The following is a 13,487-nucleotide window of genomic DNA, read 5'->3' as shown; positions in this document are numbered from 1 at the left end:
CAGCCCCTTAGGGGAGGAATGGAGAGCGGCGGTTGCCGATGGGGAGGGAAAGAAGGTCACAGTAACTCCAGCAGGCAGTCAGGCGTCGCGTTCGCTGACAAGGCGAACCAGGGAACACAGGTCGGCGAGTCCGCCGGGAGTCGGTCGCGCACCTGCCAGATACTCGTGCGCGGTTGCGGTGTGTCGGCGGCTGAACTCACGCACCCAGTCACGGGCGCCGGTCTGTTCAACCAGCTCCGCCGCACGATGCACATGGCACGGGGACAGATCCCCGTCGCCGAAATACAACTCCGCGAGCTCGGCCGCCGCTGGCGTGGCCGTGTTCAGGGCATAGACGACCGGTAACGACTTCTTGCGTCGTACCAGGTCGGCCAGCACAGGTTTGCCGGTCCCCTCCGTCACACCCCAGATACCCAGATAGTCGTCGACTGCCTGGTAGGCCAGGCCGAGGTGACGGCCGAACCGGGTCAACGCGTCGAGACGGTCCGGGTCGGTGACTCCGCCATAGCGGGCGCCGAGCGCGCACGCCGCACCGAGCAACGCACCGGTTTTCGCCTCCACCATGGTCAGGCATTCATCCAGCGTCACATCGTGTCGCGTTTCGAATGCTGTGTCGGCCTTCTCGCCCTCGATCAGCTCGAGCACAGCATCGAGCAACACCAAGGTCGCGGCCGTAGTGTGCTCGCCCGGCTCGCTGTGCAGGGCGCGGACCCCGGCGTGGAACAACGCATCGCCGAGCAGGACGGCGGCCGCGGTACCCGACGCCGCCCACACCGCCGGCCGATGCCTGCGTAGTGTGTCGGCGTCGAGCAAATCGTCATGGATCAAGCTCGCGTTGTGTACCAGCTCCACCGCCGCCGCAGCGGGCACCGCCGCTACTTCGTTCCCGCCGACAGCGCGGGCGCACGCCAGAGCGAACGCAGTGCGCACGCCCTTGCCCCACGACGCCGAATCGGGATTGCCGGCCAGGTCGGTCCACCCGAAATGATAGGAGGCCAGCGCGCGGGTCTGTTCGGGCAAGGCATCGACCGCCGCACGCAGCGCCGGGGCGACCAGGCGACGCGCCCGCCGCAGAAGCGCGTCCGCGTCCTGCGGCGGGCCCGGATTCGGCAGTGGACTCGTCTGCAGTGTCGCGGCCGGTGGCGCGTCGGAGGGCTGGGTAATGGTCATGAAATCTCCAAGGACTCAGCGATCGGCCGCAGATTCGGCGGTGAATGGACTGGGCGGTCGTGCTCATGCAGGTGCCGGTCGCTGCGGGAAAAGCGGTGATCGCCGTAGTGACGGGCCATCATCTTCTCGACCGACCGCACCCTGCTGCGCCGCCCGTAGTGCTCACACAGTCGGGTGGCGCCCGGCGTGACACGCCGCACCGCTTCCACCGTGGACAGCGTCGCCGCCGTAGCGGCCACCAGAGCCTGGAATGCTGTGCTGTCGGGGAGGCCGAGGAAATCGGCATTCGGTTTTCCGACGATCAGTCGTGCATATCCGCAGAGGAAGCCGGTAGCAGCCCAGCGGGCGACCCGATGTGCGACGTCCGCGCCGTCACCGGCCACGGCCGGCCCGATCGCGCGAACGAGCGCCTGCGCCAGGCGGACGGAATCCTGGTCGGGCGCACTGAACTCGTGGTCGATCTGCAACCAGAACAACCGCCAGTAATCACGCTCGGTCGCCGCAAGCAGATCCGGGCCGATCCCGAGAAGATAAGCGAGGTAACGGAAGAACGCGCAGATCGCGGCCTTCTCCTCCGCAGAGTAGTGCAGTCCGAGCGCCTGAGCCCCCGAAATCTGCGCGACCGCGAAAAACGTGATCGTGCCGGCGAGCTGGCTTCGGTTGACCGGATGCTCCCAGCCATCCCAATCCCAGTCCGGTCGCCGGCTCATCCCCGCCCGCACCATGGCATGCATCAACCGAACCCGCAGCGTGGACCGGAACCCCGGCGCGAACCGGTACAAACCGCCCACTGCGGTCGCCTCGACATACCAATGCATGGTCTCGGCGATCCGACGCGGCGCCATCCGCTCCAAATCATGAGTACCGACCAAGGTTTTCGCTACTCTGTGCGCCAGATAGCCGCCCAGCAGCGCACCCATCGACAACGCGATATCGCCGACCACACCGCTGCGACCGACCGCCCGCGCAGCGAGGTCGAGTTGCCCGCGATCCAGCCAATACGGCTCCGCATCGACCGAGGCGAAAAATGCGACCAATTCCGGCGAGGGGTCCTCGACCGCGGTGATGCCGTGATCCACAGCCGCATCGAACAGGCGCCGCCCTTCACCGGCCGGGAGCCGTCGAAACATCGACACCAGCGCATCGGCCTCCGGATCACCCGTTCGCGTCGCAGCGTCCAGAAAGGCACTGCGCTGCCCCGCGCTCGCCCGCACATCGCCCCCGAACCGGCGCAGCGCGACCGTGAACGGGAACTGCTTCAACAACGGCGGATCCGCAAGCCGCTGGCCATCGCCCATCGCCATCAGCGGACCCCGGATCCCCGCAGTACCCGGCCCAGGATCTGCGGCCGGAACAACCTCGTCGGAGGGGCAACCAGCGACATCACCTCGTGAAATGCCGCAGTGACACGAGTATCGCTGGTCGATGCAGCCAGCACGCGATCCAGATAGTGGTGTTGCGTGCGGGTGAAGGCATTCGCCGAGCCGCCGATTGTCGCAGGAAACCTCAGATCCTCACTGGAAGAGATCATCCAGGCAGGCGCCGCGACCGCGGCAATCCGGTGGCGCGCCGACCGGGCCGCCTTCTCGTTGATCCCTCCCTGCCGAAGAACAGCCTCCCGCAAGGCGTTCGTGCCCAAGATCGCTACAGTGCAACCCTGTCCATAAACTGGATTGAACGTGCACGCGGCGTCCCCGATCGCCACCAGACCTTCGGGCGCGCGGCGTTCGTAACGGCGCCGCACACTCGCACCGGGACGGAACCCCCACACATCGCTCACCGGCTCGGTGCGGGCAAGAACCTCTGCCACGATCGGATCGCGGAGCTGACTCACTATGGCGTCGAAACCCTGTTTCGCGCCCTCCGCACCACTGTTCATGACGCCCACGGAGAGCAGCCACCTATCCGGCTCCACCGGCAGAAGCGCAGCGGTGACCGGGGAATCAGGAGCCCGGGTCTGCAAATACAAGGCACGGAACCCGAGATCGGCCTGCGGTCGCGTCACAATCCGAGATTGATAAGCGACCTGGGGGTTGATCTGCGAGGTCGGCGGCGGTGCGCACCCGAGCTCGTCCAGCCATCGGGGAACCCGCGTGGACCGACCGGACGCGTCGATCACCCACTTGGCCGCGACGAGGGATTCCTTCTGTCCTTCTCCCCGCCGGCGCACCCGGACACCGCGCAGCTGGTGCGGTGTCCCCAGCAAACCAACGACCTCGAAGCCTTGCCAGAACTGCACTTCGGTGCCGTCGAGCACACCCAGATCCATGCCGTCGACGCGCTGGACGCCAGCCTCGGCGTGCACCCGGGCACGCACCACATGATCGAGCACCGGCCTGGTACACGACAGGAAACCGAGACGACTGTCGTGCTCGGCCATCCACCCGGCCGAGCTGAGCCATCGAAGATCTCGCGACATCGCCACCGTGGTCGCCCCCGCGGCTTGCAGCTGGACACCGATACCCGGCAGCAGCGCTTCCAACGCGCGGTGGCCCGCCTCCAGGACAAGATGCGCGTGGCGCGCCTGTGGAACTCCCGGCCGGAACTGTGGCGCCTCGGGGTAGTGATCGCGTTCGATCACGATCACCCGGCTCGCCAGCCCCCGCAATGCCCAAGCGTTGAGCATGCCGGCCAGACCACCACCGATCACAACCACGGTCCCACGTGCCCCAGCTGCGGTAAGACGCTCGCAGTCTGGAGAAACCGCTCCTATCACGAATATGCCTCCAACATGAATATCGGCCTATGACGAGCGCGACGACGTGTTTTCCGTGCCACTCCGGCCATCGCGGAAAAGCAGTCCATATCGAATATGACCCGCCCCGGTTTCCCTCAAATGAAATAGATGAAATTCGGTGCCGTCGGAACTGGCATCAAGCATTCGTGATGGAGAATGCGCTGTCAATTCACCGAATTCGGACGGTAATTACGAGTTCCGGCCGCTCATTCCCAACGCGGCGCCGAGAACCCACCTGCTTCACCGTCACCCGATGTGGTCGACGCCGAGAAGGTCGCATCCGCGATCGGAAAACGCCGCAGTGCCACAGAGCTCGGCTCAGAGGAGGAAGTCACCCCCCCCCAAAAAAAAGCAGACGAGGCCATCGCCGCTCAGTAGCCCCTGCCGGGCCGCGCACTGGCAGCCGGAGGTCCGGCGCTACGCGCATCCCCAAAGCGCATTTCCGAAATTGTCCGCAAACTTTCCGAAAAACGGTAGAAGTCGGCACATTCTGCCGTCTAGCCTCTCCCTATTCGAACCGGCAACGCACCGGTTCACCTACCGGCAAGGGGAGGGGTCAGGCTATGGACGATCCGTAATGGACGCTGCTCTGCCGAATCAGGCGGTGAGCGTGCATCGGATCCCGGATCGGCGTCGGGTCGCCGGTCCGCGTGTGGATAGTCTCCGTCGGCAGCAGTTGTGAGGCCGGGTTTTGCGAGGGGGTCATGGGGGTTAAACCAGTGACAAGCTGCAATCTTTCCTCACCGGGGGCTGGCGGGTGAACGTCAGGAGGACACTGATGCTGGATCACAGGAAAGTCGAGCAGGCACCATCGCTGCTCGCGTACTTCCTGCGCGAATGTCGAGACCGCGCAGGACTTTCTCGAGCTCAAGTCGCAATCCGTGGAAATATCAGCGCGTCGAGTATCGAGAAATGGGAACTACAGGGAAGCATACCTACCCCGGACAGTCTGGCGGGATGGTTTATCGCCATAAACCCTCCTCGCATCTACCGTGACACGATTCTGTCGCTTACCTTTCGGAAGATGTTTCTGAAAGAACTGGGACAGCCACCTGGCCGATCGCGAATCGACGAATACGACGTACGCCACCTCGACGCATTCCCCCACCCGGCCTGCTACCACGACACCGGCGTTTTCGATATCAACGCCGCCAACGACGCTTTCTACCAGCATTTCCAGGGGTTGAAGCAGCTAGACGCGCTCGTCGACGGACCGCCGAACCTGCTGGTATGGCAGATGCGCCACCCGTCGGCACGGGTACTGATCGGCCGCTGGTACGACCGCACACACGTGATGCTCACCCGATTCCGAATCCAAGGCCCAGGTTCGGCATCCGCCCAGCGAATCGAAGAAATTACCGCCGCATGCCAGCAGGCTCCCGAGTTCGACGCGATGTGGCAGAGCGACCCCAGCCCCGAGCTACTCGACGACCCCACACTCACCCTGCTCGGCGATGATTCGGTGTGGCACGACTACACCATGCGGACCTATCTCTTCGGCGGGCACGGCGACGCGCTGAGTCTTCTCGCTGTCGTCCCGACCGGCACATAGGCATGGTGAGTCCGAATTGCACTACGCCGCAGACAACGTCCGTCTCAAGTGTGACGTACACCTAGCGCCTCCAGTGCAATTCGCATACGCTATTGGCTGGACTGACGTGCCTAGCTATGTTCTCGCTAACGTCTGTGGCAGGGTGGGGTTCCGCAGGCTCGGGTGTGGAAGAACGTTGGAGGAAGTCGTGATCGAGCAGGGTCCGGGAAAACTGCTGCCCACAAATAAGGAGCTGTGGACGGCGTGTACGCGAGGAATCGGCTTCGACGAGAACGATCAGGCCTTTCCCGACACCTTCTCGAAATGCACAGCAGGCTTGGTCGACGCGTACCGGCGGTCGGTCGTAATCTGGCACGACACCGGCGAACTCCCTCTCGACTGGCCCAACGACGTCCTCGTTCCCGACGGAGTGACAATATCTGGTCCACACGCCGAAGCGTTCCATGTAGCCATCGAGGAAATCCTCGGCTACCAGATCAGCATCGATATCGACGCCTATCAATTACTACCCCGACCACTGTCCGGCGCAGAGCCTTACCAAGAACCACTCAGTACGGTGATCGCCCGCGTCGCCTGCCACTACGCGCTGCTGCACAACAACTTCGGCTATCTCAAGCACGGATTCAGCTCCGACCAAGGACAGCTCATCGCTGCTGAGCGCGCCTATTCGACACTGTCCAGTGCCCTGGAAGCTGGAGACGTCTACCTACCACCAGTCCCGCGGTGAGACGGCCCGAAGCTGAGTGGTTACTCCTGATCGGACAGCTTCAGAGGGAGTGCACGGGTCTCTTCGGCGGCAAGCTTGCGGCGCATTTCGCTGGGTGTCATCCCGTAACGCCTTTGATAGGCGTCGACAAAGCGCCGCGTGGTGGAAAATCCGGCCAGAGAGGCAATGGTGTCCAGGTCGACCGGTTGAGCCAGCCGGTGATGAGCCTGCTCGAGGCGGATGTCTCGTAGCATCTGCCCCGGGGACAGTCCCTCCTCTTTCAGCCAGTTCTGCAAGGTCCGTATCGTCACACCGCCGCACAGTTCGGCGATGGACTCCGGCGTCACACTGAGGTCGGAGGCGTGTTCATTCATCAGTCGGCGCACGTAGTCGACCCGTTTCGGCTCGTCCGGGGTGATGGGACCAGGTGGAGCCAGCGCCCAGTTCAGCTCCTGCACCACGGCAGAATAGGCCACTCGGAAATCGTCTGCGTTCCAGCCTTCCCGGGTACTGTTGAGCTCATTCACGTGCCCGATAAGCGTGCGCACCAGGGCCCTGCTCGTATCCAGCCGCACGGAGGCTGCTCTCACGCGATCAGGATCGATCAGTTCCTCCGGCACGGTCAGGATCAGCGCGGTGCTCGGCTCGTCATTGGCCACCCAGAACGGGTCGCCCCAGCGGAAGAACACTGCTTCCCCAGGCCTCAATCGGTCGCGGGCGTCGCGTCGAGATGCTTTGAACTGGCCCTTCAACGAAATCAGCAGGCGGTAGCTGTCATCGCCGTCCTGGTTCACATCGCGGCGGGAGCGACGGTAATCCAGTGCACTGTTCGTGAACTTCACGACTTGAAACCTGCCGGCACGCTGGGCGAAAGCGGTCGATCGGAAGTCAGTGTCCCGGCCGAAACGAAGGCTGACGCTGCCCTGCTTGGTATGCAGATACTCATGCCACGCCGCAGCCGGGTCGGTGGCATCCCGCTCCGTGTCGAAGTCCTCACTCCAGTACCCCGATTCGGTCACACACCCCCCTTTCCCCGCGCCAGCGTCGGTCATCAACTGCTCGCAAATCTACAACAAGGCAGCCCGGCCGCCCAGTCAAGAGACCGGGCCAATCGCCCTCGAGCATGGTTGCCACGTGATTCGACTGCGCCCATGGCGGCGTAGCATCCGGTCGGCGCCGAACGGCACACAGGGGCTCCCGATGAGGCCTTGAGGCGTCACGGCTGGTTGAGCGGATCGCCGCTGTGCGTGAGGCTTTGCGTCCATCAACTATGTCTCCGGTTTCTCAATGCCCACACCTCGTTCCCGCACGCCGGAAGCCGGGTCGGTGTGTGGGTGTAGCCGCGTCCAGCGTGTGCCACCCACAACTAGGCGGTGACGAGCCCTCCGTCAACGGCTATTGATGATGCGGGCTTCATGCCGTTGCCGTGACGGCGCGGAGCCAGCCCCGGCGGCACAGCGCGGTGCGCGACGAAGGCGGCGCGGCCCGGCGCCGACCCGAAACCCGATCGCACCAGGGCTTCAGGGGGCATTGTGATGGTGTCGCGGCCATGCGACGGTGCCATCCATCCGGAGCGTGCCATGGCCAGTCCCCGCTGGATCCGCGTCGCTGTTGGCGTCCTTGGTGAGGCGGCGGGATGTTTGTGCGGGTCAGTGGTATTCGCACGGCTGCGACTGCTGGACGCCTACAGCACGGAGACCGGCGCTGCGAGCACCTCTGCCCAGGATAGATTTCCGAAATTGTCCGCAAGATTTCCGAAAAACGGTAGAACTCAGCGCTTTCTGCCGCCTAGCCTCTCCCTATTCGAACCGACAACACGCCGGTTCATCTTCGGCAAGGGAAGGGATCAGGTTATGTACGATCCGTAATGCTGCCCGTCGTCAGGGTTGCGGTGTCGGTGTGAAACTCGGAAAACTGCTAGTCATCGTCACGCGCTGCCCCTGCAGGCCAGTAGTCCGTAGAGCCGGCGCTCACTGTGCGCAGATCCAGTGGGATCGCCCAGTAACCGAGGCTACTACTTCTGGGATGTACCGGCATCGCACGGATAAGGAAGCTCTGCGATCGACTGTTCCGGCCTCGCCACACGCGATGAGCCAGCCCGGCTTGATACGACAGTGGCGGGCGTTCGGGTGGTCATCGTTCGCTCACCAGGATGCGGGTCGGTGCTTGCTCCTGGACAATCCGACTTCGGCGCAACGGTTTCCGCCATATGTAACCGGCACGGGCGCCCTTCTCCTGGGGCGGCCGATGGCCGCGCAATGGCCGCCCTACCGGAGCGTAGCGGGATGCGCGCCCCTGCCTGTCCTGCTTCGTTTGTGAACCCTCCCGCTGCGGCGAGCGTATCGAGGGGTAGCCCGTCGGATTGTCCGGGGGTGTTGTGATTGTTCGCGGCATGGGGCCGCCGGGAGGTATCACCAGGGGGATCACTCGGCGCCGCTGCGCCGTGAGCAGTCACACCACCGCCCGAGGATCCGCCTGCCGAATGAGGGAGAAAGGCTACGAGTTCCGACAGCGCTCGAGCATGACCGTAACTGCCGCACCGAACCTCATACATAGTGGTCGTGCCGGTTAAAGGCTGCGATCAAGCTGCGGGAACCGGCTCTGCGACGCAGGGCAGCGCACGTTCCGGACGACTGCCCCCACTGTGTGGCGGAGACCAGGGGGTTCACACACGCATGTACTCCCGTGAACCACACGGCGATCGGAAGCGACTCGGGTGCATCACACGTGGCCTCCTGGCACGTCTTTAGCGTCGCCGTCTTGAGCCGCTCTTTGAACCGATCGTTGTTAAACTACGCCGGGCGCGGTAAAAGCGCTGTAAGACAACATGTTTCAGCTACAAGCTTGATTGCGCGCCCGCGCGGGAAGGCCGCTGCCGCCCGCGTCGACCGCACCTCGTCGAGCTGTCCCCAGGCAGGGGGAAGCAAGGGAGTACCGCATTGACCTCGAGCACCGAATACCCGAAGACCACCCCAGGCCCAGTGCCCCATGACCTCGATGGGCCGCGAATTCCGCTCTACAGCGCTGAATTCGGCGCCGACCCATACGGGCACTATCGGATGATGCGCAGCCGTTACGGCTCACTGGTTCCAGTGGAGCTCGCACCCGGAGTGCCGGCAACATTGGTGATCGGCTACCGCACCGCGCTGCAGATCCTCAACGACCCCAGTCGATTCCCGGCCGACCCTCGGACCTGGCAGAAAGGCATCCCTGCCGACTGCCCCGTTCTGCCGATGATGCAGTACCGGCCCAACGCGCTCCGCACGGCCGGCTTCGAACACGCCAGATACCGGGCTGCCAACTCGGCAGCACTGGACGCGATCGATCTCTACCGGCTGAGCGACACGATCGAACGAGTCACCACACCGCTGATCAACATGTTCAGCACCACCGGGAACTGCGAGATCATCACGCAGTATGCCAAGCCACTGGTGTTCGCGACCGTCAACGAACTGGTCGGATGTTCCCCAGGCATCGGCAGGCGTGTTTCCGAAGGTGCCGCCGCGATGTTCGACGGCATCGATGCTGCGGAAGGGAACAGGATCTTCACCGAAGCGCTGGCGGAGCTGACTGCGCAGAAACGGAAGGATCCGGGCAATGATGTCACGAGCTGGTTGATCGGGCACCCAGTCGATCTGAGCGACGAAGAGATTGTAAACCAGCTGGTCACCATCTACGTAGCAGCCGTCGAACCTGGTCAGAATCTGATTGTCAACACACTGTTGCTGATGCTCACCGACGACCGGTTCGCCGCCGGAATACTCGGCGGCAGCCTCGCCACCCGCGACGCGCTCGACGAAGTACTGTTCGATGACTCGCCGATGGCCAACTTTTGTATGAGCTACCCGCGTCAACCGATCCTGGTCGACAACAAATGGCTTCCAGCGGATCAACCAGTTTTGATCAGCCTGGCCGCCTGCAACACCGATCCCGCGATTCGCGGCGCCGCGGTAACCCAAAACCGATCACACCTCGCCTTCGGCGCAGGGCCACACGCCTGCCCGGCGCGTCAGGTCGCCGAGATCATAGCCCGAGACGCCATCGACCAGCTCTTGGATGCACTGCCTGAGATCACTCTCGCGATTCCGGAGCACGAGCTGCACTGGAGGCCAGGAGGGTTCCACCGTGCTCTGACGGAGCTGCCGGTGAACTTCCCCCCGAGCCCACCGATTAACCTCAGCCGCCCGCTGCCCACCCTCTGACCTGCTCTTTTTGTGAGGAGAGACCTGCTGTGACCCACTATCCCAATCCCATCGTCATGGACTTGACCGGCACGAACATCCAAGAACAGAACGCCGAAATCCGCGCCCGCGGACCGGTTACCCAGGTCGAACTGCAAGACGGATTGCTTGCCTGGTCGATCACCGACGCCAAAGTTCTGGACGAAGCGCTGACCAGCCCACTGGTGTCGAAAGACGCCCGCCTTCACTGGAGCGCATTCCGCAACGTTGAGATCCCCGATGACCACCCGGTTCTGCCGTGGCTGACGCCGGAAAACATGTTCACCCACTACGGTGCCGACCACAGGAAGCTACGTAAACTCGTTGCTGGCCAATTCACCAACCGCAGAACCCAGGAGCGGGCAGCGCAGATCGAAGCGTTCACCGCCGAACTCCTCGACGAACTCGCCGACATCCCGGCGGGTGAGGTGGTCGACCTGCGACAGCGATTCTGTAACCCGCTGCCGATCCGGGTGGTAGGCGAGCTGCTCGGCGTTCCCGATCACCTGACCCCCGGGTTGCACCAGTGCGCCAACGGCATATTCGACACCACCCTCACTCGGGAAGCAACACAGGCCAACTACGCACGAATGTTCGGGCTACTCAACGAGATGATCGACTTCCGTCGTGATCACCCCGGCGACGGCGACGTCACCACCATGCTCGTGCGGGACATCGATGACAAGAACAACGACCTGACACGCAACCAGGCTGTCAGCACACAGTTGCTGATGGTCACCGCCGGTCACGAAACCACGGTTACCCTGTTCAACCAGGCGGTTATCCAACTGCTCTCCCAACCGCACTGGCTTGAGGCCGTCCTCGCGGGCCGGGTTTCCTGGACGAACGTGATCGAAGAAACGTTGCGATTCCAGGCTCCGGTGGCACACCTTCCGCTGCGGTTCGCGGTGGAAGATATCACCCTCGGCGGCGTGGAAATCAAGAAGGGCGAACCGATCCTCGCCGGCTACGCCGCCGCCTGCCGGGATCCGAAAGTACACGGGCCCAACGCCGATGTATTCGATCCCACCCGTCCCACCGTCAACCACCATCTCGCGTTCGGGCGCGGCGCGCACCACTGCCTGGGCGCGCCTCTGGCGCGCCTCGAGGCAGCTATCGGACTGCCAGCGCTTTTCACGCGGTTCCCCGACATGCAGCTGGCTGTGCCTCCGAGCGAGATGGGCACGAGGCCGGGCTACATCTCCAACGATGTCGCCCAGGTGCTGGTGTACCTGAAGGAGTGAACCCGGCCAGGCTCTGAATGACACAACCCCCACCCAGAAGATTCTTGGGTGGGGGCCTGTGGGTGTATACCGGAGAACCGATGGCCGCGTGGATCAGTCGAAGAAACCCGGCTGGTCAGCCTCGGCCGCCGCCGCAATAGCGGCCTTATAGCCCTCAGGCGCGAACAACGGCGCCCCATGAATCGGTGGAATGGCGAACGCATCAACCAGAACCGGCAGCGCCTCGGCCAGCAGCCGCCACACCACCACCAGCCGTTTTTCCAGCCGAGCGGCATGCGCTGGGGTCATCAATCCCCGCGCGTTGTACCAGTTCCCGTGCTCTTTGATCCTGTCGAGCGCATACGCCTCGGCCAGCAGCAACAGGAGTTGTTCCCCGGTCGGGTCCGTGGCCTCGCGAGCTGCGATGACCAGGGCAGTGGTCGCCAGCCGATACCCGGTGGTGGTGGTGTACTGCACGCGTGCGTCGTCGCGGCCCAACACCACCCCTGCGTCCGCGTAGTTCCCGCTGGTCAACCCCTCCCCGATGATCTGCGCGCGTTGGGCGAGCACATCGGCATACCAAGGCAGCACCGCAGGGGTACCGGGAAGCTGCATCGCGGTCAAGTCGACACCCAACCCGCCAGCCGCCACCGCCATGATGTTGTTCTCGCCCTCGGCAGTGATGATGTCCTCGGTGCCGGCAACCCAGTCGATGATGCGGTTATCCCGCATCACCCCCTCGGCGCCGGTCCGGCGTCGGCAGACCTGCAAGATAGCGGCCGCGGTATCGGACAGCAGCGGTTTGGCCAGCATCGCCAGCACCACATGCCGCGGATCGTCCGGGGTGTCTGTGAGCATATCGCGCAGGATCCGGCCCAGCGTGCTGGTGGCATAGGCCGCCGCCACTGCGGGAAGGTACTGCGCCAGTACGTTGTCACGCTCGATCATCACCGTCCCACCCCCCGAGGTCCGCTCCATGGCATACCGGAACGCGCCAACAAAACCAGCGCGGGCCCCGGCCGCGGCCGCGGTCGCCAAATCCAACCGGCCCCGGCTCAATACGGCGATGACCTTGCCGAACCGGCGCCGCGGCTCCGGCTCATCGGAGCTGAATCGGCCGTCGGCGTCGATGCGTGCCGTGGCCCCAGCCACGAGCGCTTCGCGCGGCAGCCAGAACCGGCGCATGAAGATCAAGGCGTGATCCATCGGGCCGGTGCCCTTACCGCCCAGCCGGAACACTCGCACGCCCTCGGCCAGCCCTTTGTCGGTCCGCAACCGCGCCAGGAACGGCAACACCCCCTGGTCCACGCCGCCGACGATCAGGCGGGCGGTAATGACGAACGTCTTCCGGCCCCGGGCGACATTGGGCATCTTCTTGGCACCGGCCGCGGTCACCGAGTCCACCCAATAGCCATCGGTGACCGGGTCGTACTCCGCGCGGGTCAAGCAGTCGTTGCCGTTGGTGCCGCCGACCTCGGTCAACGCCAGACCACCGGTCGCTGTGGCGGTGTCCAGCTCGGATAGACATCGCTGCTGGTAGTCCGAGCCGTCGCCAAGGGCCAGGATCGTGTAGGTCGACAGGTCGATTTGGCCGGTCCCGGTGAGAAACATCCTCGGCGCGAGGACCTGGGCCCAGTCCAGGACCGCGCCGCGCAGCGGGGTGTTCGTAGCCAATTCGGTGATGGTGGTGCCTACAGCAGGCAAGGCCTTTTGCCACAGCCCGGTCGCTAGCTCGCCCTCTTCGAGGTGTCGCAGATCGTGGCGGGGCCGGTCGTCAACTCCGGCGAGCAACGCGTCACGCACCTGCAAATGCGTTGCCAGGTGACCACCGAAGAGCGCCTTCTGCAGCGCCTCGGTCACTGCCGTCGCTGGGTCGGCC

General features: G+C 64.1%; 9 protein-coding genes. 4 read left to right on the top strand and 5 right to left on the bottom strand.

Going from position 1 to position 13,487, the window contains the following annotated elements; translation table 11 throughout:
- Positions 1 to 78 precede the first annotated feature (78 nt).
- From ON22_RS33625 to ON22_RS33615, 3 genes are read right to left on the bottom strand one after another with little or no spacing between them, the layout of a single operon-like run.
- Positions 79 to 1,170 (bottom strand): polyprenyl synthetase family protein, encoded by a 1,092-nt coding sequence (locus ON22_RS33625; protein ID WP_081596034.1) that lies wholly within the window; start codon positions 1,168 to 1,170, stop codon positions 79 to 81.
- The gene (locus ON22_RS33620; RefSeq protein ID WP_063820702.1) at positions 1,167 to 2,474 is read right to left on the bottom strand and encodes an oxygenase MpaB family protein; all 1,308 of its coding nucleotides are present in this window, start codon (positions 2,472 to 2,474) and stop codon (positions 1,167 to 1,169) included. The genes ON22_RS33625 and ON22_RS33620 overlap by 4 nt, the downstream gene beginning before the upstream one ends.
- Entirely contained in the window at positions 2,474 to 3,826 is a 1,353-nt protein-coding gene (locus ON22_RS33615) for an NAD(P)/FAD-dependent oxidoreductase (RefSeq protein WP_197039737.1), read from the bottom strand. Before ON22_RS33615 ends, ON22_RS33620 begins: the two co-directional genes overlap by 1 nt.
- A gap of 1,105 nt (positions 3,827 to 4,931) precedes the next feature.
- On the opposite strand from ON22_RS33615, the gene ON22_RS33610 reads away from it, so the two are divergent.
- Both ON22_RS33610 and ON22_RS33605 read left to right on the top strand, forming a co-directional pair.
- The gene (locus ON22_RS33610) at positions 4,932 to 5,459 is read left to right on the top strand and encodes an MmyB family transcriptional regulator (RefSeq protein ID WP_033247167.1); all 528 of its coding nucleotides are present in this window, start codon (positions 4,932 to 4,934) and stop codon (positions 5,457 to 5,459) included.
- A 187-nt stretch (positions 5,460 to 5,646) separates the two neighbouring features.
- On the top strand, positions 5,647 to 6,186 hold the full coding sequence (locus ON22_RS33605; RefSeq protein ID WP_033247168.1) for a hypothetical protein: 540 nt from the start codon (positions 5,647 to 5,649) through the stop codon (positions 6,184 to 6,186).
- Positions 6,187 to 6,206: 20 nt separating this feature from the next.
- Here ON22_RS33605 and ON22_RS33600 read toward each other — a convergent pair whose 3' ends face one another.
- Complete coding sequence (locus ON22_RS33600) at positions 6,207 to 7,184, bottom strand: AraC family transcriptional regulator (RefSeq protein ID WP_033247169.1); 978 nt, start codon at positions 7,182 to 7,184, stop codon at positions 6,207 to 6,209.
- A 1,920-nt stretch (positions 7,185 to 9,104) separates the two neighbouring features.
- On the opposite strand from ON22_RS33600, the gene ON22_RS33595 reads away from it, so the two are divergent.
- Both ON22_RS33595 and ON22_RS33590 read left to right on the top strand, forming a co-directional pair.
- Complete coding sequence (locus ON22_RS33595; protein WP_033247170.1) at positions 9,105 to 10,367, top strand: cytochrome P450; 1,263 nt, start codon at positions 9,105 to 9,107, stop codon at positions 10,365 to 10,367.
- A gap of 29 nt (positions 10,368 to 10,396) precedes the next feature.
- Positions 10,397 to 11,629 (top strand): cytochrome P450 family protein, encoded by a 1,233-nt coding sequence (locus ON22_RS33590; RefSeq protein ID WP_231508767.1) that lies wholly within the window; start codon positions 10,397 to 10,399, stop codon positions 11,627 to 11,629.
- A gap of 93 nt (positions 11,630 to 11,722) precedes the next feature.
- Here the strand turns inward: ON22_RS33590 and ON22_RS33585 are convergent, their stop codons facing one another.
- On the bottom strand, positions 11,723 to 13,468 hold the full coding sequence (locus tag ON22_RS33585) for an acyl-CoA dehydrogenase family protein (protein ID WP_033247172.1): 1,746 nt from the start codon (positions 13,466 to 13,468) through the stop codon (positions 11,723 to 11,725).
- Between the last annotated feature and the right edge of the window lie 19 nt (positions 13,469 to 13,487).

The organism is Nocardia carnea NBRC 14403 (assembly GCF_000308515.1).
GTDB classification, from domain to species: Bacteria; Actinomycetota; Actinomycetes; order Mycobacteriales; family Mycobacteriaceae; genus Nocardia; species Nocardia carnea.
Note: the sequence above shows the minus strand (reverse complement) of the source record. Positions and strands in the feature narration are given on the sequence as shown.